We start from the raw sequence: 23,156 nt of genomic DNA, 5'->3' as shown, positions 1-23,156 counted from the left end.
AAGGTGCCGGCCATGACCACCTACTTCGTCACGGGCGCGACGGGCTTCCTCGGGAAGCGCCTGGTCGCCCGGTTGCTCGCGCGGCGGGACACCACCGCCGTCCACGTGCTCGTCCGCAACACCTCGCGCGACCGCCTCGCCGAGCTCTCGCGGGACTGGCCGAACGCCGACCGCCTGGTCCCCGCCGTCGGCGATCTCACCGAACCGCTGCTCGGCCTCGATCCGGCCGGCTACGACGGGATCGGCGGGATCGATCACGTCGTCCACCTCGGCGCGATCTACGACTTCACCGCCGACGACGCGGCGAACCGGGCCGCGAACGTCGAGGGCACCCGGAACCTGCTCGCCTTCGCCGCGGTCGCCGGTGCGGGACTCCTGCACCACGTTTCGTCCATCGCGGTCGCGGGCGACCACGCGGGGCGCTTCACCGAGGCCGACTTCGACCTCGGGCAGTCCTTCAGTTCTCCTTACCACGCCACGAAATTCGAGGCCGAGAAGCTGGTCCGCGAACAGTCCGACGTGCCGTTCCGCGTCTACCGGCCCTCGGCGGTCGTCGGCGATTCGCGCACCGGCGAGATGGACAAGATCGACGGCCCGTACTACTTCCTGCCCGCCATCTCGCGGCTCGCCGCGCTGCCGAGGCAACTGCCGCTCGTCGCGCCCGACTTCGGGGCTACCAACCTCGTCCCGGTCGACTACGTCATCGCCGCGATGGAAAGCCTCATGCACCGCGAAGCACCTTCGGGCAGTACGTATCACCTCGCCTCGCCGCGACCGCAGAAGCTGCACGAGGTCTACAACGCCTTCGCCCGCGTTGCCGGAGCGCCGCGCGTACGCACGACGGTGCCGTCTAGCCTGCTTCGCACAACAGCGTCCCGCCTCGCGACCGCCGTGGACCGCCTGCCGACTGGACGTGCAACGCGCGCAGCAGTGTTGACAGAGCTGGGAATTCCGCTCGAAGTACTCCCCCACCTGAATATGGAGGTGGAGTTCGACACCGCGCGCACCACTTCGGAGCTGTACGGCAGCGGCGTCCACCTTCCCGAGCTTCGCGACTACGCCGAACCGCTGTACCGGTACTGGCGCGCGCATCTCGACCCGGACCACGCTCGCCGTCCAGGGCTCGAAGGACGCGTTGTCCTCATCACCGGTGCCTCGTCCGGCATCGGCCGTGCTTCGGCGCTTGCTGTCGCGCGTCGCGGTGCGAAGGTGCTTCTCGTCGCGCGCCGCGTCGAAGAACTCGAAGGCGTGCGTAGCGAGATCACCGCAGCTGGCGGCGAAGCAGCGACGTACCCGTGCGACCTCACTGACGGCGACGCGGTCGACAGTCTTGTGAAGGCCGTTCTAGCCGACCACGGTGCGGTAGACGTCTTGGTGAACAACGCCGGACGGTCCATTCGACGCTCGGTGCAGCTGTCGACCGAACGGTTCCACGACTACGAACGCACCATGGCCATCAACTACTTCGGCCCGGTGCGGCTGATCCTCGGGCTGCTGCCGTCGATGACCGAACGCCGGTTCGGCCACGTCGTGAACGTCACCACGCAGGGCCTGCAGACCGACACCCCGCGGTTTTCCGCTTACCTGGCCTCGAAAGCAGCGCTAGAGGAGTTCAGCCTGACCGCCGGCCGCGAGACACTGTCCGACGGCGTCACGTTCTCTTCGGTCCGGATGCCGCTGGTGCGCACGGACATGATCGCGCCGACCGGATCCTACCGCGGGCTGCCGGCGAGTTCGCCGGAACGCGCGGCGGCGCTGGTGGTGAAGGCGATCGAGCGGCGGCCACAGATCCTGAGCCTGCCCGAGGGCCGCGCCGCGGAACTGGCTTCGCTGGCGACGCCGAACCTCGCCCGGTTCGCGGCGCACCTCGTGTACCGGGTGATGCCGGAATCCGCGCCGGAGGCCAAAAGGCGGCCCCGGCAGCCCGCTCCGGCAGCGGTGGCGGGGACGCTCGCGCGGCTGGTGTGGCGGCGGAAGGCCTGACGTGTTCGTGCCGGTGAGGACCGGCACGAACACCTACTCCACCAACGTGTCGTCCGGCGATCCGCCAGCCAGCCCGGCCAGCACTTCCAGCGCACTCCCCAGCGTCTCCTCCGCGGGCGCGGAAACCGCGATCCGCACCGCGTTCGGCGCGTGTCCCGGCACCACCGAGAACGCCGCCGCCGGGGACAACGCGATCCCCCGGCGAGCCGCCGCGGCCACGAAAGTCTCGGCCCGCCACTGGTCCGGCAGCACCCACCACCGGTGGTAAGCCGAGGAGTCGCCGTACACCTGGAAGCCCGCCAGCCGGTCGGCGACGATCCTCGCCCGCACACCGGCATCCGCGCGCTTCGCCGCTTCGACCTCCGCCAGCACGCCGCCGGTGATCCACCGTCGCGCCGCCTCCACCGAGAAGCGCGACGCCGCCCAGCCGCCGGACCGGATGGCGCTCGCCAGCCGTGCGACCCATGGCGGCGGCACTACGAGGAATCCTGCGGTGAGCCCGGGCGCGACGCGTTTCGAAAGGCTGTCCACGAAAACCGTCCGCTCCGGCATCAGCGCGGCGAGCGGTTCGGTGTCCGGGCGGAGGAAGGTGTAGATGCCGTCCTCGACCACCGGCAGGTCCAGCCTGCGGACGGTCGCGGCCAGTTCGGCGCGGCGCTGCGGCGGCATCGTGGTGCCGAGCGGATTGTGCAGGGTCGGCTGGACGTACAGCGCCCGCACCGGAGCGCTCGCCGCTAGCGCGGCCGGGACCAGGCCGTAGGCGTCGGTTTCGATGGGGACCAGCTCGATGCCGAGCCGGGTCGCCGCGGCTTTGACCACCGGGTACGTCAGGGATTCGACCGCCAGCCGCTCGCCGGTCGGCACGAACGCCGCGAGCGCGGCCGCGATGCCCTGCCGTCCGTTGCCCGCGACCAGCACCTGGTCCGGATCCGGCTTCCAAGTACCGCGGGCGAGCATGGTGACGGCGGCCGCGCGGACCGCCTTGGTGCCAGCCGCGCCGAGCGGATGCAGGGCGTCGGTGAAGACGTCCGCGCGCAGCACGGGTTCGAGCGCTTGGGCAAGTTTGGCGGATTGGCTTGGCAGCACGGCGAAATTGAGTTCGAGGTCCACGCGCGCTTCGCCGGGTTCGGACAGCGCCGGTTCGGGTCCGGGCTTGGCCGCGCGCACGAAGGTGCCCCGGCCGACCTCGCCGATCGCCAGGCCGCGCCGGACGAGTTCGCCGTACACACGGGCGGCGGTGGAGCCCGCGATGCCGCGATCGCGCGCGAACCGGCGCTGCGGCGGCAGCCTGTCGCCGGGCCGCAGCCGTCCGGCTTCGATGTCGGCGGCGAGTTCGTCCGCGACGACGCGGTAGTCGTCCATCCCACCCTCGCTCTGCCGGGATTCTCCCGGACGCATCATGGCACCGGCCGGTCGCTGTTCGCTAATGCGACCCACGGAACTCCCCGAACAGGGGTCACTAGGTTAGCCTTACCTGTGTGGCACTGACGAGCGAAGACACCCGGCTGCACGCCGAGAACCTCACCTTGGCCTACGACGGCCGCACGGTCGCCGAACGACTCGGCGTGGTCATCCCGGACAAGTCGTTCACGGTAATCGTCGGCCCCAACGCCTGCGGCAAGACGACATTGCTGCGCGCGCTCGCCCGCATGCTGAAGCCGCGCGAGGGCTCGGTCTACCTCGACGGCGAGGTGATCTCCAGCTACGGCGCGAAGGAGGTCGCGCGGCGGCTTGGGCTGCTGCCGCAAAGCTCGATCGCGCCGGACGGGATCACCGTGGCCGACCTCGTCGCGCGCGGCCGCTGCCCGCACCAGAAACTGCTGCGCCAGTGGTCCCGCGAGGACGCGACGGTCGTCGCCGATTCGATGCGCGCGACCGGCGTCGACGACCTCGCCGAGCGGATGGTGGACGAACTGTCCGGCGGGCAGCGCCAGCGCGTCTGGATGGCGATGGCGCTCGCCCAGCAGACCGATCTGCTGCTGCTCGACGAGCCGACGACGTACCTGGACATCGCGCACCAGCTCGACATCCTCGACCTCTGCGCGACCCTGCACAGCGAACAGGGCCGCACGCTGGTCGCGGTGCTGCACGACCTCAACCACGCGGCCCGGTACGCGACGCACCTGATCGCGATGCGCGACGGCAAGGTGCTGGCCACCGGGACGCCGGAGGAGGTCGTGACAGCGGAGAACGTCGAGCGGATTTTCGAGCTGCCGTGCCGGGTGATGGAGTGCCCGGAGAGCGGGAGCCCGATGGTGATCCCGAAGGTCAGCCGCCGGGCCGCCTGATCAGCGGCGGGCCATGAAGGACCGCCACACGTCCGCCGGGACCGACGAACCGGTCACCTTCTTGCCGTCCCCGTCGACCAGCTTGCGGTCGTCGTCGGAGCCGAGCCACACCGCTGTCGCCAGCTGCGGCGTGTAGCCGACCGCCCAGGCGTCTTGGTTGTCGCGCGAGTTGCCGCGCTCGAACTCGCCAGTGCGCAGAGCCGCCGCGCGACCGTCCGGCAGCGTCGTATGCAACGCCGAAGTCACGTCCTGCGCCACCGTTTCCGGAACCGCGGAAACCGGCTGGTTTTCGTGCTGCCACACGACTTTCCCCGACCGATCGAGCACCTTGTCCACGAGGTGGACCGCCGCGTGCCTCCCGTTGGCGGCGTAGGTCGCGTACGCCCCGGCCACGTCGAGCGGCCGCATCGGATACCGGCCGACGACGATGCCCGAGCCGATCGTGACGCCGTCCTGCTCGCGCATGGTCGGCGTACCGTCCGCCTCGTCCGGGATCCCCGCCGAACGCGCCGCCGCGCTCACCTCGTCGACACCGACCTTCTTGGACACTGAAACGAACGGCGTGTCCGCGCCTGAGGTCAACGCACTGCGCAAGGTGCAGGGCTGCGGGCACTTCGGCGGATACTCGAACTTCTCGCCGAGGTACTGAATCTCCCTGGGAGCAGCCACTTTCTCCTCCAGCGATATCCCGTTCTTCAAGCCAGCGGCCGCAGTGAACGGGTAGAACGCGGAGCCGAGTGCGTGCCCGGTCGCCGCGTAATCTCGGACGCCGTTGTTGCCTCCGTCGTACGCACGCACCGCGCCATTCGTCGGATCGACCGCCACCAGCGCGCCGCGGAACTCCGCCGGCTCGCCCTTCAGCCGGTCGCTCAGCGCGGCGTGCGCGGCGTTCTGCAAGCCAGGGTCGAGGGTGGTTTGGACAGTCAGATTCCCTTGTTGCAACCGGGAAATCGAGAACCCGGCGGTCTCCAGTTCGGTGAGCACTCGCTGTTTGAGGTGGTACTGGTCGTAATTCAGGCTCACTCGCGTCTCGGCGGGCGGCTTGATCTCCGCACCCGGATAGGCCATGCCGTCGGCGGTCTCCAGATAACCGCGTTCGACGAGCTTGTCCCGTACGTATCGCCAGCGTTTCGCCGCGTGCTCGTCGCCGGACGCGGCCGGATCGTGCACAGACGGCGACTGGATCATCCCGGCCAGGAACGCGGCCTCGCTCCAGGTGATGCTGTTGTCGAGCGGACGGCCGAAGAACGCGTTCATCGCCGCCGCCGGGCCGAAAGTGTTGCGGCCGAAGGAAATGATGTTGACGTAGCTCTCGAAGATCTGTTCCTTGCTCTGCCGCTGGGTGATCTTCGTGGCGAGCACGAGTTCCTGCATCTTCCGGGAGAGCGTCGAATCCTCGTCGCCGGTCGATTTCTTGATGTACTGCTGGGTGATCCCGGACCCGCCGCCGACGCCGGTCAGGAACGCGCGGCCGATCCCGGTCGGGTCGAAGCCGGAGTTGGCCCAGAAGGTCGGGTCCTCGGTGGCGACGATGGCGTCGCGCAGTTTCCGCGGGATCTGGTCGAACGGCACGAACCGCCGGTCGCCGCCCGGGGGCACGACGCGCAGCAGCTCGCTGCCGTCGGCGTACTTCAGCGTGACGGTTTTGCCGAGCGAGGCGAGCACGTCCTGCGGGCTGCGGACGTCCAGCAGCAGGTAGGCGATCCAGAACGCGATCAGCGGCACGCCGACCGCGAAGCCGGTCAGGTAGTAGGCGCCCCTGCGGACGCGGCGCCACTTGCGACGGACAACAGCGGATCGGTCACTCTCCGGGGCTGACTCCACGAATGAAGGACGACTGAACCGGTGACAAGGTTCTGCTGATCCGGTGAATTGATCACGCGAGGAACGCGCGCAGCAGCGACGCGGTGCCCTCGATGTGCTCAGCCATCGCCTGCCGCGCGGCCTCCGGATCGCCGGCGAGGATCGCGTCGACGATCGCCTCGTGCTGCGCGTTCGAATGCTCCAGATTGGGTTCGAGCAGCGGGATCCGGTCGAGCAGCTGGTTGACCCGCGTCCGCGCGTCGGCGACCGTGCTGGTCAGCGACGCGGACGCGGTGACCTCCGCGATCGCCAGGTGCAGCCGCGAATCCTTGCGCCGGTAATCGGCGAGACTGGCCGCCGACGCCTCGGCGAGCGTGCCGGTGAGATGCTGCCGATCAGCCGGGCTCAACGTCCGCGCCGCAGCCGCCTCCGCCGCGCCGGTCTCCAGCACATGCCGCAGGCAGAGCGCGTCTTCCAACCCCGCCGCGTCGACCTCGCCGACCGCTCGCTCAGCAGGATCCGGCAGTTTCTCGTTCACGAACGTGCCGCCGTACCGCCCGCGCCGCGACTCGACGTACCCCGCGTCGGCCAGCGCGCGAATCGCCTCGCGCAAGGTCACCCGGCTGACGCCGAGCCGCTCAGCCAGCTCGCGTTCGGAGGGCAGCCGGTCCCCCGCGCCGACGACACCGAGGCGGATCGCCTGCAACAGCCGCTCGACGGTCTCCTCGAAGGCGTTCCCGGCACGCACCGGCCGGAACAGGGCCGCGTTCGCGCTCACCACCGAGGTCGACTCCACCTGTCCGATTCTATGCTGCCTAATCGCAGAGAACTCTTTGCAAAGCTTTCTCTGCGATCTAGAGTACGGAGCATGCCCGACGAACGCCGCGCCCGCCAGATCGACGCCCGCACCCTGCGTGCGCTGGCGCATCCGCTGCGCATGGAACTGCTCGACCTGCTGACCGTCGACGGCCCGGCCACCGCGACCGGGCTCGGCAAGCGCGTCGGCGAAAGCTCGGGCACCACGTCGTGGCACCTGCGCCAGCTCGCGGACGCCGGACTGGTCGCGGAAGACACCAGCCGGGGCTCGAAGCGCGAACGCTGGTGGAAGGCGGCGCAGGACTCGACCCGGATGCGCGCGGCCGACTTCGTCGACGACCCGGACATGGCCGGACCGCTGATGGCTTTCCTGCACCAGCACGTGGACATCCGCTATCGCGAACAAGCGCAGTTCGTCTCGGAACTGCCGCGCTGGGCCGGCGAGTGGCAGGACAGCGCGACGCTGAGCAGCACCCGGATGCCGCTCACCCCGGGCGAATCCCAGCGGCTGATCGAAGAAATCGAAGCGGTGATCGACCGCTACCGCCGTCCGGCCCGTCCGGGCGACGAGACGGTGATCGCGCAGTGGGCGGCGTTCCCGCACGCGACTGTCCCATCCGAAGACCAGGGGGAATCCCGATGAACCCGTTCCTGCAAGCGTTGGCCGCCGCCCGGCAAGACGAGCTGCGAGCCGCCGCCGTCCGCTACCCGCCCACGCCCCGCGCGCCCGCCCGGCAACGGCTCGGCTGGTGGCTCATGGAGCTGGGCCTGCGCCTCGCCACGCCAAAACGCCGTGAAGGACTCCTTGAGGGAATTTGATTCCCTCAAGGAGTCCTTCACGGAACGAAAATCAGCACTCGATGACGTTCACGGCCAGTCCGCCGCGCGCGGTCTCCTTGTACTTCACCGACATGTCCGCGCCGGTCTCGCGCATCGTTTTGATCGCCTTGTCCAGCGTCACCACGTGGCTGCCGTCGCCGCGCAACGCCATCCGCGCAGCATGAATAGCCTTGGACGCTCCCACCGCGTTCCGCTCGATGCACGGGATCTGCACCAGCCCGCCCACCGGATCGCAGGTGAGCCCGAGGTGGTGCTCGACCCCGATCTCAGCCGCGTTCTCCACCTGCGCGGGCGATCCGCCCTGCACCTCGGTCAGTCCGGCGGCGGCCATCGCCGAGGCCGAACCGACCTCGCCCTGGCAGCCGACCTCGGCGCCCGAGATCGACCCGGTCTGCTTGAGGATCGAGCCGATCGCGCCCGCGGTGAGCAGGAAGGTGACGATGCCGTCGTCCGACGCCCCGCGCACGAACCGCTGGTAATAGTGCAATACCGCGGGAATGATCCCCGCCGCGCCATTGGTGGGGGCAGTGACGACGCGACCGCCCGCGGCGTTCTCCTCGTTCACCGCGAGCGCGTACAGGCTGACCCAATCCATGGCGTACAACGGATCGTCCGCGCCGTCTTCAGCGAGCAGCTTGTCGTGCAACGACTTCGCCCGCCGCGGCACCTTCAGACCACCGGGCAGCACGCCTTCGTGAGCGCAGCCGTTCTGCACGCATTCGGCCATCACTTGCCAGATGCCGAGCAGCCCGTCCCGAACTTCCTCGCGACTGCGCCAGGAAAGCTCGTTCTGAAGCATGATCTCGCTGACCGGCAGCCCGGTGTCCGCACAATGCTTCAGCAGATCCGCCCCAGTGCGGAACGGATAAGGCACCGGCGTGGAATCCTCCACGAACACCGTGTCGGTCTCGTACGACTCGTCCCGCACGAATCCGCCGCCGACGGAGTAATACGTCCGTTCCCGCACCAGCGAACCGTCGGAAGCGAACGCCCGGAACACCATCCCGTTGGGATGCGCGGGCAGAGACTTCCGCCGGTGCATCGTCAGGTCGGTGTCCTCGGCGAACGCCACGGAATGCGTCCCGCCGACAGCCAGCCGTCCGGACTCCCGGATCGCCGCTACCTTGGCGGGCACCGTGCCGGTGTCGATCTCCTCCGGCCGCTCCCCGGAAAGCCCGAGCAGCACCGCCTTGTCGCTGCCGTGCCCGAACCCGGTCGCGCCGAGGGAACCGAACAACTCGGCCTGCACCCGCGCGACCCGCTCCAGCACGCCGTCCTCGACCAGACCGTCCACAAAGGTCTTGGCCGCCCGCATCGGGCCGACCGTGTGCGAACTCGACGGCCCGATGCCGATCGAAAACAGGTCGAAGACGCTGATCGCCATTGATCCGCCCCTTCTCTTAGTTCCTCGCCAGCACGCTGCTGGCTTCTTGCGCCGCCGGTCCCTCGGCGGTCAGGTGGGCCAGGTTCTCCGGCAGTTCCTCGCCCCGATGGGCCTTGGTCTGCGCGTACAACCGGCCCGCGCGATACGACGACCGCACCAGCGGCCCCGCCATCACACCCGGGAATCCAATCGCCTCAGCGGTTTTCGCGTGCTCCACGAACTCCTCCGGCTTGACCCAGCGGTCGACCGGGTGGTGCCGGGGCGAGGGCCGCAGGTACTGGGTAATCGTGATGATCTCGCAGCCCGCGTCGAACAGGTCCTGCAACGCGACAGTGACCTCGTCCGGAGTCTCGCCCATCCCGAGGATCAGGTTCGACTTCGTCACCAAACCCGCCGCACGGGCCTGGGTGATCACGTCCAGCGACCGCGCGTACCGGAACCCGGGACGGATCCGCTTGAAGATCCGCGGCACCGTCTCCACGTTGTGCGCCAACACCTCCGGACGCGACCCGAACACCTCGGCCAGCTGATCCGGCTCCGCGTTGAAGTCCGGGATCAACAGCTCGACACCCGTGCCCGGGTTCAACGCGTGAATCTGCCGCACGGTCTCGGCGTACAGCCAGGCACCGCCATCAGCCAGGTCGTCGCGAGCCACGCCGGTGATCGTCGAGTACCGCAAGCCCATGGCCTGCACCGATTCGGCGACCTTCCGCGGCTCGGTGCGGTCCAGCGCAGCGGGCTTGCCCGTGTCGATCTGGCAGAAATCACACCGCCGGGTGCACTGGTCCCCGCCGATCAGGAACGTGGCTTCCCGGTCTTCCCAGCACTCGTAAATGTTGGGACAGCCCGCTTCTTCGCAAACCGTGTGCAGACCCTCGCGCTTCACCAAGCCCTTCAGCTCGGTGAACTCCGGACCCATCCGCACGCGCGTCTTGATCCAGGAGGGCTTCCTCTCGATCGGCGTCTCGCTGTTGCGCACCTCAAGCCGCAACAGCTTCCGCCCCTCGGGCTGCGCGCTCATCGGCTCAGGTCCGCGTACAGTGGGTGCTTCTTCGCCAGCAGCTCGACCCGGGTGCGCAACGCCTGCTGCGCGGCTTCGTCGAAGTCCGGCTTCAGCGTCTCGGCGATGATGTCGGCGACCTCGGTGAAATCGTCGGCGCCGAAACCGCGGGTGGCCAGCGCCGGGGTGCCGATCCGCAGCCCCGACGTCACCATCGGCGGGCGCGGGTCGAACGGCACCGCGTTGCGGTTGACGGTGATCCCGACCGAGTGCAGCCGGTCCTCCGCCTCCTGGCCGTTGAGCTGGGAGTTCACCAGGTCGACGAGCACCAGGTGCACGTCGGTGCCGCCGGTGAGGACGCGGACGCCCGCCTCGGCGCAGTCGGTGCGCGACAGCCGGTCGGCGAGGAGCTTCGCGCCTTCCAGGGTGCGCTCCTGGCGCTCGCGGAACCCGTCGGTCGCGGCGATCTTCAGCGCCACGGCCTTGGCCGCGATCACGTGCTCCAGCGGCCCGCCCTGCTGGCCGGGGAACACCGCCGAGTTGATCTTCTTCGCCAGCTCCTGCCGGGACAGGATCAGCCCGCCGCGCGGACCGCCGAGGGTCTTGTGCGTGGTGGTCGTGACGATGTCCGCGTGCGGCACCGGCGACGGGTGCAGTCCGGCGGCCACGAGACCGGCGAAGTGCGCCATGTCGACCATCAGCTTGGCGTCGACCAGGTCGGCGATCCGGCGGAACTCGGCGAAGTCGAGCTGCCGAGGGTAGGCCGACCAGCCGGCGACGATCAGCTTCGGCTTGTGCTCGACCGCCAGCCGCTCGATCTCGGCGACGTCGACGATCCCGGTCTCCTTGTCGACGTGGTAGGCGACCACGTTGTACAGCTTGCCGGAGAAGTTGATCTTCATCCCGTGCGTCAGGTGCCCGCCGTGCGCGAGGTCGAGGCCGAGGATGGTGTCGCCCGGCTTCAGCACCGCGAACATCGCCGCCGCGTTGGCCTGCGCGCCCGAGTGCGGCTGCACGTTCGCGTGCTCCGCGCCGAACAGCGCCTTGGCCCGGTCGATCGCGAGCTGCTCGACGACGTCGACGTGCTCGCAGCCGCCGTAGTAGCGGCGGCCCGGGTAGCCCTCGGCGTACTTGTTGGTCAGCACCGAGCCCTGCGCCTCGAGCACGCCGACCGGCGCGAAGTTCTCCGAGGCGATCATCTCGAGCGTCGACTGCTGGCGGTCCAGCTCCGCGGCCACCGCGGCGGCGACCTCGGGGTCTGCCTCGGACAGAGGGGCGTCGAACGGGGCGCTCATCAGTTCTCCTGGGTCAGCTCGGCGTACGCGGACGCGTCGAGCAGCTCCGGGACGTCGCCCGAGAGCCGCACCTGCAGCAGCCATCCTTCGGTGTACGGGTCGGAGTTGATGACCTCGGGGGTGTCCGATGTGGCCTCGTTCACCGCCACCACCTCGCCGCTGACCGGCGAGTACAGCTCGCTGACCGATTTCGTCGACTCGACCTCGCCGAACACCTCGCCCGCGGTGACGGTGTCGCCGACGCCGGGCAGCTGCACGAACACGATGTCGCCGAGCGAGCCGGCCGCGAACGCGGTGATGCCCACCGTCGCGACGCCGTCGGAGACCGACAGCCACTCGTGTTCCTTCGTGTAGGACAGGTTCTGGGGGATGCTCATCGGTTCGAGGGCCTCTCAGGCTCGGGAGTAGAAGGGCAGGGCGACGACCTCGACCGGCTCGACGCGGCCCCGGATGTCGACGGACAGCGCGGTGCCGGGCTCGGCGTGCTCCCGGTCTACATACGCCATGGCGATCGGGTAGCCCAGCGTCGGCGACAGCGCGCCGCTGGTGATCTCCCCGATAGTGGCATCCCCGGACAGCACGGCGTACCCGTGCCGCGGGGCGCGGCGGCCGGTGCCGCGCAGGCCGACCCGCACGCGCGGGACGTCGGCCTTCTTCAGCTCCTCCAGAGCCGCGCGGCCCACGAAGTCGCCCGGCTTCTCGAACTTCACGACCCGGCCGAGACCGGCGGCGAACGGGTTCAGCTCGCGGCTGAGTTCGTTGCCGTACAACGGCATTCCGGCTTCCAGGCGCAGCGTGTCGCGGCAGGCGAGTCCACACGGGACCAGGCCGTGCTCCTGGCCGGCCTCGGTCAGCAGCTGCCACAACGCCGGAGCCTGAGCGGCGGGCACGAACAGCTCGAAGCCGTCCTCGCCGGTGTAGCCGGTGCGGGCCAGCAGCACGTCGATGCCCTTCACGACGGCGGGCACGCTCGCGTAGTACTTCAGCGAAGCGAGGTCGGCGTCGGTGACCGCGGCGAGCACCTCGACCGCCTTCGGGCCCTGGACCGCGATGAGCGCGGTGTCCGCGGACCGGTTCTCCACCACCGCGTCGAACCCGGCGACCCGCTCGGCCAGCGCGTCCGCGACCACGGTCGCGTTGCCCGCGTTGGCCACGACCAGGTACTCCTCGTCGGCGAGCCGGTAGACGACCAGGTCGTCCAGCACGCCGCCGTCGGCGTCGCAGATCATCGTGTAGCGGGCGCGGCCCGGCTTCACCCCGGTCAGGTTGCCGACCAGCGCGTAGTCGAGCACGTCGGCGGCCTGCGCGCCGCGGACGTGGATCTCGGCCATGTGCGACAGGTCGAACAGCCCGGCCGCCTCGCGCACGGCCTTGTGCTCGGCCAGTTCGCTGGCGTAGCGCACCGGCATCGACCAGCCGGCGAAATCAGTGAAGAGCGCACCGAGGTCCTGGTGGACCTGGTGCAGGGGGGTTTCCGTCACAGGAAGCCTTTCGTTGTCGCGAGCGGAGGTCGCGCTCACGCGTCGTACGCGTCGAGGGGCGGGCAGGAGCAGACGAGGTTGCGGTCGCCGCGCGCACCGTCGATCCGCCGCACCGGCGGCCAGTACTTGGTCTTGCGCGCCACGCCGCTCGGGTACGCCGCCAGCTCGCGGTCGTAGTCCGCGGTCCACTCGCCGATCACCGACGAAGCGGTGTGCGGCGCGCCGCGCAGCGGGCTCGTCTCGGCGGTCCAACGGCCGGCCGCGACCTCGTCGATCTCGTGCCGGATGGCGATCATCGCCTCGCAGAACCGGTCGATCTCGGCGAGGTCCTCGCTCTCGGTGGGCTCGACCATGAGCGTGCCCGCGACCGGGAAGGACATGGTCGGCGCGTGGAAGCCGTAGTCGATGAGCCGCTTCGCGACGTCGTCCACGGTCACGCCGGTTTCCTTGGTGATGCCGCGCAGGTCGAGGATGCACTCGTGCGCGACCAGGCCGTCCTGGCCGGTGTAGAGCACCGGGTAGTGCGGCGCGAGCCGGGCGGCGATGTAGTTGGCCGCGAGCACCGCGACCTTGGTGGCCTCGGTGAGCCCGGGCGCGCCCATCATCCGGACGTACGCCCAGGAGATCGGCAGGATCGAAGCCGAGCCGTAGGGCGCGCCGCTGATCGGGCCGACGCCGGTGTCCGGTCCGGCCTGCGCGAGCAGCGGGTGGTTCGGCAGGTACGGCGCGAGGTGTTCGCGCACCGCGACCGGGCCGACGCCGGGACCGCCGCCGCCGTGCGGGATGCAGAACGTCTTGTGCAGGTTCAGGTGCGAGACGTCGCCGCCGAACTCGCCCGGCTTCGCCAGGCCCAGCAGGGCGTTGAGGTTCGCGCCGTCGACGTACACCTGGCCGCCGCCGTCGTGCACGATCTTGGCGAGCCGCTCGATGCCGTGCTCGTAGACGCCGTGCGTGGACGGGTAGGTGACCATGATCGCGGCGAGGTCGGAACTGTGCTGGTCCACTTTGGACTGCAGGTCTTCGAGGTCGACGTTGCCCTCGTCGGTGCACTTGACCACGACCACGCGCATCCCGGCGAGCACCGCGGACGCGGCGTTGGTGCCGTGCGCGGACGACGGGATCAGGCAGACGTCGCGCTCGGGCTGTCCGTTCGCCTGGTGGTAGGCGCGGATGGCCAGCAGCCCGGCGAGCTCGCCCTGGCTGCCCGCGTTCGGCTGCAGCGACACCTGGTCGTAGCCGGTGACCTCGCACAGCCAGCCGGACAGCTGGCGGACCAGCTCGTGGTAGCCCTCGGCGTCCCCGGCGGGCGCGAACGGGTGGATGCCGGCGAACTCGCGCCAGCTGATCGGCTCCATTTCGGTGGTGGCGTTGAGCTTCATCGTGCACGAGCCGAGCGGGATCATCCCGCGGTCGAGCGCGAAGTCCTGGTCGGCGAGGCGGCGCAGGTAACGCAGCATCGACGTCTCGGACCGGTGGCTGCTGAACACCTCGTGCGTCAGGTAGCCGCTCTCGCGGGCGAGACCGTTCGGGAGCGCCTGCGCGGCTTCCCATGCACTGTCGACACCGAAGGCGCGAAGCACCTTCGCGAGCGTGTCGGGACGCGTGACCTCGTCGGAGGCGATGCGGACGTGGTCGGCGTCGATGTGGCCGAGGTTGATCCCCGCCTCGCGCGCAGCCGCGTGCACCTCAGCGGCACGGCCAGGCACCTTCGCGACGACAGTGTCGAAGAAGGCCTCGTGGACGACCTCGACGCCACCGGCGCGCAGCGCGTTCGCGAGACCGGCCGCGAGTTCGTGCACCCGCGTCGCGATCGCCTTCAGGCCCTCGGGACCGTGGTAGACCGCGTACATCGACGCCAGCACCGCGGGCAGCACCTGCGCGGTACAGATGTTGGAGGTCGCCTTCTCGCGACGGATGTGCTGCTCGCGCGTCTGCAGCGCGAGGCGGTACGCAGTGTTTCCGTCCGCGTCCACGGACACGCCCACGAGCCGACCGGGCAGCGAGCGCTCCAGGCCAGCGCGCACCGCCATGTACCCGGCGTGCGGGCCGCCGTAGCCCAGCGGCACGCCGAAGCGCTGCGTAGAGCCGACGGCGACGTCCGCGCCGAACTCGCCGGGCGCGGCGATCAAAGTGAGTGCGAGCAGGTCGGCAGCGACCGTGTACAGCGCGCCCGCGGCCTTCGCCGCTTCGGAAACCGCGTGGTAGAAACCGCGTCCGCGCAGCACGCCGGACGCACCGGGGTACTGCACGACGACGCCGAAGAACTCCTCGGGCAGACCGGTGAGCAGGTCGCGCACCTGCACATCGATGCCGAGACCGGCCGCGCGCGTCCGCACGACCTCAATGGTCTGCGGAAGGCATTCGGAGTCGAGAACGACCACATTGGACTTCGACTTCGCCGCCCGGCGCATCAGCGTCATCGCCTCGGCGACTGCGGTGGACTCGTCGAGCATCGAGGCGTTGGCGATCGCCAGCCCGGTCAGGTCGGACACCGCGGTCTGGAAGTTCAGCAGCGCTTCGAGACGACCCTGCGAGATCTCCGGCTGGTACGGCGTGTACGCGGTGTACCAGGCCGGGTTCTCGAGCACGTTGCGGCGGATCACGCCCGGGGTGACGGTGTCGGAGTAGCCGAGGCCGATCATCTGCGTCATCGGCCGGTTGCGCGCGGCGAGCGCGCGCAGCTCAGCGGTGGCCTCTTCCTCGGACGCGGGCTCCGGCAGCGCCAGGTCGCCGGCGGTGCGGATGGCGGTCGGCACCGCCGCTTCCACGAGGGCGTCCAGGCTTCCGCAACCGCATTCGGCGAGCATCTTCGCCCGCTCGGCCTCGCCGGGACCGATGTGGCGGGTGTCGAAGGGGGTGGAGGTGATGGGAGCTCCTCGGGACGGGCACCGGGCGCGGCGGTGCACTGGGAACTCCCCCTCTGTCATGGGCACCTGAGAGTTTCACCGCGCTCGGCGCGGCTTTCACCTTGGGTGAGGCGCGGGTGCGCCTGCTTTCCAGAGTGGCCTCGCCAAAAGCGGTAGCGGTTACCTGAGAGATTCCGGGGAGTTTGCTCCTTCGGTGTCCCACTGCTCGCATGGGACTCTCCCGCTCCGGCTCGAACGGCCCTGTGTTCAATTGTGGTTGCGGCCACCCTACCTGCCGCTTCGCACACCAGTCTAGCGCTCCCGACCTACGCCACACCCCTTGCCGAAGGTCCGTGAGGGGAACCCTGAGGGACTCTGATTCCCCCAGGGTTCCCCTCACAGACGGTCACAACGGGGTTACGTAGGCACCCGAGATGCCGCCGTCGACCAGGAACTGCGCGGCGGTGATGAAGCTGGCGTCGTCGCTCGCCAGGAACGCCACCGCGGCGGCGATCTCCTCGGGCTCGGCGAACCGGCCCACCGGAACGTGCACCAGACGGCGAGCCGCGCGCTCCGGATCCTTCGCGAACAGCTCCTTCAGCAGCGGAGTGTTGACCGGCCCCGGGCACAGCGCGTTGACCCGGATGTTCTCGCGCGCGAACTGCACGCCCAGCTCGCGCGTCATGGCGAGCACACCGCCCTTCGAGGCGGTGTACGAAATCTGCGACGTCGCGGCCCCCATCACGGCCACGAACGACGCGGTGTTCACGATCGAACCGCGGCCCTGGCGCTGCATGTGCGGCAACACGGCCTTGCAGCACAGGTACACCGAGGTCAGGTTGACCCGCTGCACCTTCTCCCAGGCTTCGATGCCGGTGGTGAGGATCGAGTCGTCCTCGGGCGGCGAGATGCCCGCGTTGTTGAACGCGACGTCGACCGCGCCGAACTCGTCGACCGTCGTCTGGAAAAGGGCCTCGACCTGGTCCGCGTCGGTGACGTCGGCCTGGACGAAGGCCCCGCCCACAGCGTCGGCGGCCGCCTTGCCCTGCTCCGGCGTGACGTCGCCGATCACGACCTTCGCGCCCTCGCTCGCCAGTCGCTTGGCGGTGGCGAGGCCGATGCCGCTCGCGCCGCCGGTGATCACCGCGACGCGGCCGTCAAAACGCTGCACCATCGTGGGTCATTCCTCCGTGCTCAGGAAAACGTTCTTGGTTTCAGTGAAAGCGGCGGCGGCGTCAGGGCCCAGCTCGCGACCGAGGCCGGACTGCTTGAAGCCGCCGAAGGGCGTCCAGTAACGGACCGACGAGTGCGAATTCACCGACAGGTTCCCGGATTCGACGCCGCGCGCCACTCGGAAGGCGCGGCCGACGTCGCGCGTCCAGATCGAGCCGGACAGGCCGTACTCGGTGTCGTTGGCCATCCGCACCGCGTCGGCTTCGTCACGGAAGCGGACCACCGCGACGACCGGGCCGAAGATCTCGTCGCGGGCCAGCGGATCGTCCAAGCCCGGCGGGAGCACGACGGTCGGCGCGAACCAGTAGCCCGGCCCGGACGGCGCGTTGCCGCGGAAAGCGACCGGCGTCTGCTCGGTGACGTAGGAGGAGACTTTCGCGTGGTGGTCCGCGGAAATCAGCGGGCCCATCTCGGTCGCCTCGTCGCCCGGATCGCCGACCACCACGCCCTGTACCGCGGGTTCCAGCAGTTCGAGGAACCGGTCGTAAACGTTGTCCTGCACCAAGATCAGCGACCGCGCGCAGCAGTCCTGCCCGGCGTTGTCGAACACTCCGTACGGCGCGGTCGCCGCGGCCTTCTCCAGGTCGGCGTCGGCGAACACGAGGTTGGCATTCTTGCCGCCCAGCTCCAGCGTCACCCGTTTGACCTGCGCCGCGCAGCCGGCCATCACCTGTTTGCCGACCTCGGTGGACCCGGTGAACACGACCTTGCGCACCGCCGGATGCGTGACAAACCTTTGCCCGACAACGGATCCCTTGCCCGGAAGGACCTGGAAGACATCTTCGGGGATCCCTGCCTCGCGAGCGAGTTCGGCCAGCCGCAGCGCGGTGAGCGGAGTCAGCTCGGCCGGTTTGAGCACGACCGTGTTGCCCGCCGCGAGCGCGGGCGCGAAGCCCCAGCCCGCGATCGGCATCGGGAAGTTCCACGGCACGATCACGCCGACCACGCCCAGCGGCTCGTGGAAAGTCACGTTGACGCCGCCGTCGACCGGGATCTGTTTGCCCAGCAACCGTTCCGGCGCGCCCGCGGAGTATTCGAGCAAGTCGCGCACGTTGCCCGCTTCCCAGCGGGCGTTGCCGATCGTGTGCCCGGAGTTCTCGACCTCCAGCCGCGCCAGATTCTCGGCGTCAGCGTCGACCGCGTCCGCGAACCGGCGCAACAGCCGTGCCCGGTCGCCCGGGGCGACCGCCCGCCAAGCGGGGAACGCGGCGTGCGCGCGGGCGATCGCGGCGTCGGTCTCCGCCTCGGTGGCCAGCTCGACCTGGCGCACCACTTCCGCGGTCGCCGGATTGCGCACCTCGAACGTCGTCATTTCCCCTCCTGCGCGGCGTTCACCAGCGCGGCGAACAGCCGGACGTCGTCGCTGTCCTGTTCCGGATGCCACTGCACGCCGAGCACGAACTCCCCCGGCACCTCCGCGGCCTCGATCGTCCCGTCCGCCGCGTGCCCGGACGCGATCAAGCCGGAGCCGAGCCGGTCAATCGCCTGATGGTGGTAACACTGGACTTTCGTTTCCCGCCCCAGAATCTCCGCCGCCCGCGTGCCGTCGGCGAGGCTGACGGTGCTGGTGCCGAACGTCGCCGGAGCTGGCTGATGCGTTGCGTCGCCGAGGGTTTCCGGCAGGTGCTGCGAGAGCGAGCCGCCGAGCGCGACGCTCATCACCTGCAGCCCGCGACACACCCCGAGCACCGGCTTTCCGGCCGCCCGCGCCGCCTCGAACAGGCCGAACTCGAACGCGTCGCGCTCCGGGCGGATGTACGTCGCCGGGTGCGGCTCCTGGTCGTAACGGCTGGGTTCGACGTCCGCGCCACCGGTGAGGACGAGGCCGTCGATGCGTCCCACGAGCGCGTCGTATTTCGTGCTCACTGGCGGCAGCAGCACCGGAATCCCGCCCGCCTTGACCACGCAGTCCGCGTACACCCGGTGCAGCAGCGTCGCTTCGGTGTCCCAGGCCAGGAACTCCGCCCGTTCCGAATAGGTGCTGAGCCCGATGACGGGTGGGTCAGAGTCGTTCGAAACCACGGATGCGCTCCCAATCGGTCACAGCTCGCTCGTACGCTTCGCGCTCGATCCGCGCGGCGTTGAGGTAATGGTCGACTACATCGGCACCGAAGGCATCTCGCGCGATACGGCTGCCTTCGAGGACTTCTGCGGCCTCAGCAAGCGTGACGGGCACAGTCGGCTTGTCGGACGCGTACGCGTTGCCTACGAACTCAGGCTCCAACGGCAGTTCGTTCTCGATGCCATGCAGCCCAGCAGCGATCATCGCGGCGACAGCTAGGTACGGGTTCACGTCACCGCCAGGTACGCGGTTCTCGACGCGCAACCCGTCACCGTGCCCGACTACGCGCAACGCGCACGTACGGTTGTCCGTGCCCCACGCGATCGCTGTCGGCGCGAAGCTGCCAGGGACGTAACGCTTGTACGAGTTGATGTTCGGAGCGAAGAAGTACGTCAGCTCACGCAACGCTTCCAGCTGTCCGGCGAGGAAGTGCTGCATCAGCTTCGAGAAGCCGTGGTCGCCGTCGCCGGGAAGCACCGCTTCGCCGGACTTGCTGCGCAGGCTCAGGTGGATATGACAGGAGTTGCCCTCGCGTTCGTTGTACTTCGCCATGAACGTGAGGCTCTTGCCCTCCTGCGCGGCGATCTCCTTCGCACCGTTCTTGTAGATGCCGTGGTTGTCGCAGGTCGCGAGCGCTTCGGCGTACCGGAAGGCGATCTCGTGCTGGCCCGGGTTGCACTCGCCCTTCGCCGATTCCGGATACAGGCCAGCGCCCGCCATCCCGTTGCGGATCCGGCGCAACAGCGGCTCGATGCGCGCGGTGCCGAGCATCGAGTAGTCGACGTTGTACTGATTGGACGGTTTGAGGTCGTGGTAGCGCTTGTCCCAGGCGGACTCGTAGGAGTCGTCGAACACGATGAACTCGAGTTCGGTGCCCACGTACGCCTTCAGGCCGTGCTCGGCGAGCCGGTCGAGCTGGCGGCGCAGGACCTGGCGCGGCGAAACGGAAACCGGGCCGCCCTGCACGCGCTCGACGTCCGCGAGCACCAGCGCGGTGCCCTCCTGCCACGGAATCTCCCGCAGCGTCGCGAAATCCGGCCGGAGGACGAAGTCTCCGTAGCCGCTCTGCCAGGACGAGATGTCGTAGCCGTCGACGGTGTTCATGTCGACGTCCACCGCGAGCAGGTAGTTGCACGCCTCGGTGGCGTGGCCGGCCACCTCTTCGAGGAAGTACTCCGCCGAACAGCGCTTGCCCTGGAGCCGTCCCTGCATGTCGGTGAGCGCGACGAGCACCGTGTCGATCGTGCCCGCCGTCACCCGTTCGCGGAGATCTTCGAGCGTGAGCATTCCTCGCCTGGCCGCCATCGCATCGCCCCAAAGGTTCGGATCAGGTCCTTTGCGGCTTCTTCTTACCGGGCCGTCCTGCCAGGGTCAATCCACTGAAAGGTACTCTTTTATACCTTTAACCGCGAGCTTCGCACGGCTCACCCACGCGGCGCCTGCTATGTCCGGGTTGCCCGGCTGAGAAGATACTGTGAATCGGGTGCGTCCGGGACCAAATCCGCCGCCTCGTGCGTTGGACCGGGCAAGAGAGGTGAGAGGGATGACTGAAGCATTCACGCAGACCACGTTCAGCCAGCAGCAGGCGCGGCCGCAGCTCCCGACGCTGCCCACCGGGTGGCCGATCGGGTCCTACGAGTCCTACGAGCAGGCCCAGCAGGCCGTCGACCACCTCGCGCACGCTGACTTCCCGGTCGCCGACGTCACCATCGTCGGCGTCCAGCCGATGCTCGTCGAGCGCATCGCGGGCAAGATGAGCTGGAGCCGGATGCTCAGCAGCGCGGCCATGTCCGGCGCGGTGTTCGGCCTGTTCCTCGGCCTGGTGCTGAGCATGCTCAACCCGGCCGCCGGACTGCTGTCCATCGTGCTCGGCCTCGCCGCGGGTGTCGTGTTCAACGTGGCCTTCGGCGCGCTGGGCTACGCGGCGAACCGCAACAAGCGCGGGTTCATCTCGCAGAGCCAACTGGTCGCCCAGCGCTACGACGTGCTGTCGCAGCCGCGCAACGCCGAGAAGGGCCGCCAGCTGCTGGCGGACCTGGCCGCGCGCTCGGCGTTCAACCACTGAGTTTCGCCGACTCGCCTCCCGGGCGCCCGGGCCGTTCGCGGCCTTGGCGCCCGGTTTCGCGTTCCGGGGTCTTTTCGCGGGACACAGCAAGAGACCGGCCTGGCCAACCACCAGCCGCGTTCCGGGGCCTTCTCACAGGACACAGCAAGAGACCGGCCTGGCCAACCTCCGGCGTTCCCAGCCCGCTTCTCGAACCCAACCCCGCCCCTGTCGAGCGCCCAGCAGCGACCGGGGTCAACGTCGGAGGCAGTTGCCGGAGCCGGGGCGGCGGCCAACGTCGGAGGCGATTGCCAGAGCCAGAGCAGCAACCGGGTCAGCGTCGGAGGCGGTTGCCGGAGTCGATGCGGCGGCCGTCGCGGTGCTGGTCTCGTGAGCGCCTTTGCCGGTTCTAACCGGGATTAACCCGCACGAGGCCGACCTCACCCCCGGCGAGCTGCTACCTCGTCGGCGGAGCGGCCTTCGTCGGAGTGGCCGGAGGAACCGACGTCGCCGGAGCCTTCGGGATCACCGCCGCGAACGGCACCCCCGCGTCCTCCCGGCAATACCCGCGATAACCGTTGTAGCCGTTGACATTCCCACGATTGTCCTGCACTCCCTCGACGACCTTCGGACGCGGGAACTGGTTGTCCTGTCCGGTCATCTGGCTCGTGCCGGTGTCCTTCTCGCAGCCGTAGCGCGTGATGGTGAGCGGGCGGCCGCGGTCGTCGTACAGGTAGACGTCCTCCAGCGGTTTGCCGTTCGCGTCGAAGACGTACAGGTTGCTCAGCTCGTGAGAGCCGTAGCGCAGCGCCTCGTTGCCGTGGACGTCCTCGTACATCGACGAGGCGTACGCCGGGGTGGAACTCGACGAATACGTGCGGTCCCGAACGAGGTGGACCGCCGCGCCGAGGCCGCCGAACGCGCTGCCCACCACGAACGCCGACACCGGCACCGCGATCCACAGCATCCGGCCGTCGACCTTGATCCGCGGGCCCGCCCACATCACCAGGCCCGCGCCGACCAGCAGCACCGGCAGCAGCAGGACCGCGTGCAGGTCCCGGATCATCAGCAGCAGCCCGAACGCCAGCAGCGCGAACCCGCAGACCACCCACCAGGCCGGCTTCAGCGAGTTGAGATACGTGAGCGCGCGGTCGGCCGACCGGTCCTCCCGCATCGACTTCACCATCGCCCGCGCGCGAACCACTTCCGGCAGCTCCCGCATCGCGTCGACCCCGCGGAGCAACAGGAACGCCACGCTCACCGCGAACACCGGAGCCAGCAAGATCATCCCGGCCAGCGCTTCGGCGTCGAACCGCACCGCGGTGTAGAACGCGACCAGCGCCGTACCCGCCGCGCAGAACACCAAGCCCCACAAGGCAAGCCGCGGTCCGACCCGGCCCGGCCTCGCTGTCGGGAGCACCTCGGTCGCCGCTTCCGGAGCCGCCGGGGCGGACGGGTAGCCGCCGGAGGCCCGCAGCTCGGCCGCGTAGCTCTCCGGAGTGCCGAGCCGCGCGACGAGGTCCTCGACCCGCGCCGCCGCGCCCGCCTCCGACTCCATCTCGGCCAGCTGCGGCCGGACGTCCTCGAGCAGTTCCTCGATCTCGTTCGCGGGCAGGTCCGCGAGCGCGGTGCGCACCCTCGACAGGTACACCCGCGCGGCCGTCGGCTTGTCCGTGCTCATGCTGCCTCTCCCCGATTCGTGCCCGCGGTTTCGCCTGTCCGCGCGGTCAGGCCCGCTCTTTCACCAAACTGTCCATAATGGACGCGAAGCTGCGCCAGGTGCGCGCCGATTCGGCGAGCCGCGCCCGGCCCCGGTCGTTCAAGCTGTAGTACTTGCGGTGCGGGCCCTCTTCGCTCGGAACCACGTACGACGTCAGCAATCCCGCCTTGTACAGCCGCCGCAGCGTGCCGTACACCGAGGCGTCCCCGACCTCCTCCAGGCCGGCGACGCGAAGTCTTCGCAGCACGTCGTAGCCGTACCCGTCGTCGTCGCGCAGCACCGCGAGGACCGCCAGGTCCAGCACTCCCTTGAGCAGCTGACTGATCTCCACGGCGTTCCTTCCCCGGTCCTGCGCGAGAGA

At 69.4% G+C, this 23,156-nt stretch carries 20 protein-coding genes and 1 riboswitch; of the genes, 5 read left to right on the top strand and 15 right to left on the bottom strand.

Annotation, left to right across the window (positions count from 1 at the left end; translation table 11 throughout):
- Positions 1 to 12: 12 nt before the first annotated feature.
- Positions 13 to 1,983, top strand: coding sequence for an SDR family oxidoreductase (locus ACZ7SW_RS13890; RefSeq protein WP_470230752.1), 1,971 nt, complete (start codon positions 13 to 15; stop codon positions 1,981 to 1,983).
- 33 nt (positions 1,984 to 2,016) lie between these two features.
- On the opposite strand, the gene ACZ7SW_RS13885 is transcribed toward ACZ7SW_RS13890, so the two are convergent.
- Positions 2,017 to 3,345, bottom strand: coding sequence for an aminotransferase-like domain-containing protein (locus tag ACZ7SW_RS13885; protein ID WP_470230751.1), 1,329 nt, complete (start codon positions 3,343 to 3,345; stop codon positions 2,017 to 2,019).
- Between the two features lie 116 nt (positions 3,346 to 3,461).
- Between ACZ7SW_RS13885 and ACZ7SW_RS13880 the strand changes: the two genes are divergently transcribed.
- Entirely contained in the window at positions 3,462 to 4,271 is an 810-nt protein-coding gene (locus ACZ7SW_RS13880) for an ABC transporter ATP-binding protein (protein WP_470230750.1), read from the top strand.
- On the opposite strand, the gene ACZ7SW_RS13875 is transcribed toward ACZ7SW_RS13880, so the two are convergent.
- The gene (locus ACZ7SW_RS13875; RefSeq protein ID WP_470230749.1) at positions 4,272 to 6,095 is read right to left on the bottom strand and encodes a transglycosylase domain-containing protein; all 1,824 of its coding nucleotides are present in this window, start codon (positions 6,093 to 6,095) and stop codon (positions 4,272 to 4,274) included.
- 52 nt (positions 6,096 to 6,147) lie between these two features.
- On the bottom strand, positions 6,148 to 6,870 hold the full coding sequence (locus ACZ7SW_RS13870; protein ID WP_470230748.1) for a FadR/GntR family transcriptional regulator: 723 nt from the start codon (positions 6,868 to 6,870) through the stop codon (positions 6,148 to 6,150).
- A 72-nt stretch (positions 6,871 to 6,942) separates the two neighbouring features.
- Between ACZ7SW_RS13870 and ACZ7SW_RS13865 the strand changes: the two genes are divergently transcribed.
- Together ACZ7SW_RS13865 and ACZ7SW_RS13860 are read left to right on the top strand one after the other, a co-directional pair.
- Complete coding sequence (locus tag ACZ7SW_RS13865; RefSeq protein ID WP_470230747.1) at positions 6,943 to 7,533, top strand: ArsR/SmtB family transcription factor; 591 nt, start codon at positions 6,943 to 6,945, stop codon at positions 7,531 to 7,533.
- The gene (locus tag ACZ7SW_RS13860; RefSeq protein WP_470230746.1) at positions 7,530 to 7,709 is read left to right on the top strand and encodes a hypothetical protein; all 180 of its coding nucleotides are present in this window, start codon (positions 7,530 to 7,532) and stop codon (positions 7,707 to 7,709) included. The genes ACZ7SW_RS13865 and ACZ7SW_RS13860 overlap by 4 nt, the downstream gene beginning before the upstream one ends.
- 31 nt (positions 7,710 to 7,740) lie before the next feature.
- Here ACZ7SW_RS13860 and ACZ7SW_RS13855 read toward each other — a convergent pair whose 3' ends face one another.
- The 10 genes from ACZ7SW_RS13855 to ACZ7SW_RS13810 all read right to left on the bottom strand — a co-directional run bounded on the left by ACZ7SW_RS13855 (position 7,741) and on the right by ACZ7SW_RS13810 (position 20,336).
- Positions 7,741 to 9,114, bottom strand: a complete 1,374-nt coding sequence (locus ACZ7SW_RS13855) for an L-serine ammonia-lyase (protein ID WP_470230745.1) — start codon at positions 9,112 to 9,114, stop codon at positions 7,741 to 7,743.
- A gap of 16 nt (positions 9,115 to 9,130) precedes the next feature.
- On the bottom strand, positions 9,131 to 10,135 hold the full coding sequence (gene lipA / locus ACZ7SW_RS13850; protein WP_470230744.1) for a lipoyl synthase: 1,005 nt from the start codon (positions 10,133 to 10,135) through the stop codon (positions 9,131 to 9,133).
- Positions 10,132 to 11,409 (bottom strand): serine hydroxymethyltransferase, encoded by a 1,278-nt coding sequence (gene glyA / locus ACZ7SW_RS13845; RefSeq protein WP_470230743.1) that lies wholly within the window; start codon positions 11,407 to 11,409, stop codon positions 10,132 to 10,134. Before glyA ends, lipA begins: the two co-directional genes overlap by 4 nt.
- Positions 11,409 to 11,786 (bottom strand): glycine cleavage system protein GcvH, encoded by a 378-nt coding sequence (gene gcvH, locus ACZ7SW_RS13840; RefSeq protein ID WP_067589411.1) that lies wholly within the window; start codon positions 11,784 to 11,786, stop codon positions 11,409 to 11,411. Before gcvH ends, glyA begins: the two co-directional genes overlap by 1 nt.
- A 15-nt stretch (positions 11,787 to 11,801) precedes the next feature.
- Positions 11,802 to 12,890 carry a glycine cleavage system aminomethyltransferase GcvT gene (gcvT, locus tag ACZ7SW_RS13835; RefSeq protein WP_470230742.1) on the bottom strand — a complete coding sequence of 363 codons (1,089 nt, stop codon included), beginning with the start codon at positions 12,888 to 12,890 and terminating at the stop codon, positions 11,802 to 11,804.
- A gap of 35 nt (positions 12,891 to 12,925) precedes the next feature.
- Entirely contained in the window at positions 12,926 to 15,757 is a 2,832-nt protein-coding gene (gene gcvP, locus ACZ7SW_RS13830) for an aminomethyl-transferring glycine dehydrogenase (RefSeq protein WP_470230953.1), read from the bottom strand.
- A 43-nt stretch (positions 15,758 to 15,800) separates the two neighbouring features.
- Positions 15,801 to 15,900, bottom strand: a riboswitch (glycine riboswitch).
- Positions 15,901 to 16,142: 242 nt separating this feature from the next.
- The gene (locus ACZ7SW_RS13825) at positions 16,143 to 16,910 is read right to left on the bottom strand and encodes a 3-oxoacyl-ACP reductase (RefSeq protein ID WP_470230741.1); all 768 of its coding nucleotides are present in this window, start codon (positions 16,908 to 16,910) and stop codon (positions 16,143 to 16,145) included.
- Between the two features lie 6 nt (positions 16,911 to 16,916).
- Positions 16,917 to 18,281 (bottom strand): aldehyde dehydrogenase family protein, encoded by a 1,365-nt coding sequence (locus ACZ7SW_RS13820; protein WP_470230740.1) that lies wholly within the window; start codon positions 18,279 to 18,281, stop codon positions 16,917 to 16,919.
- The gene (locus ACZ7SW_RS13815; protein ID WP_470230739.1) at positions 18,278 to 18,991 is read right to left on the bottom strand and encodes a gamma-glutamyl-gamma-aminobutyrate hydrolase family protein; all 714 of its coding nucleotides are present in this window, start codon (positions 18,989 to 18,991) and stop codon (positions 18,278 to 18,280) included. The genes ACZ7SW_RS13820 and ACZ7SW_RS13815 overlap by 4 nt, the downstream gene beginning before the upstream one ends.
- Positions 18,972 to 20,336 carry a glutamine synthetase family protein gene (locus tag ACZ7SW_RS13810; RefSeq protein ID WP_470230738.1) on the bottom strand — a complete coding sequence of 455 codons (1,365 nt, stop codon included), beginning with the start codon at positions 20,334 to 20,336 and terminating at the stop codon, positions 18,972 to 18,974. The genes ACZ7SW_RS13815 and ACZ7SW_RS13810 overlap by 20 nt, the downstream gene beginning before the upstream one ends.
- A 238-nt stretch (positions 20,337 to 20,574) precedes the next feature.
- Here ACZ7SW_RS13810 and ACZ7SW_RS13805 point away from each other — a divergent pair, with 238 nt between their 5' ends.
- On the top strand, positions 20,575 to 21,096 hold the full coding sequence (locus tag ACZ7SW_RS13805) for a YflT domain-containing protein (RefSeq protein WP_344285862.1): 522 nt from the start codon (positions 20,575 to 20,577) through the stop codon (positions 21,094 to 21,096).
- Positions 21,097 to 21,532: 436 nt separating this feature from the next.
- Here ACZ7SW_RS13805 and ACZ7SW_RS13800 read toward each other — a convergent pair whose 3' ends face one another.
- Both ACZ7SW_RS13800 and ACZ7SW_RS13795 read right to left on the bottom strand, forming a co-directional pair.
- A complete protein-coding gene (locus tag ACZ7SW_RS13800) occupies positions 21,533 to 22,756 on the bottom strand; it encodes an HAAS signaling domain-containing protein (protein WP_470230737.1) in 1,224 nt (407 codons plus the stop codon).
- A 46-nt stretch (positions 22,757 to 22,802) separates the two neighbouring features.
- Positions 22,803 to 23,126: a PadR family transcriptional regulator gene (locus tag ACZ7SW_RS13795; protein WP_470230736.1), complete on the bottom strand. Its 324-nt coding sequence runs from the start codon at positions 23,124 to 23,126 to the stop codon at positions 22,803 to 22,805.
- Positions 23,127 to 23,156: the final 30 nt, after the last annotated feature.

It is taken from the genome of Amycolatopsis sp. NPDC114484, assembly GCF_055633755.1.
The sequence above is the reverse complement of the archived record's forward strand: the minus strand, read 5'-3'. Positions and strand labels throughout refer to the sequence as shown.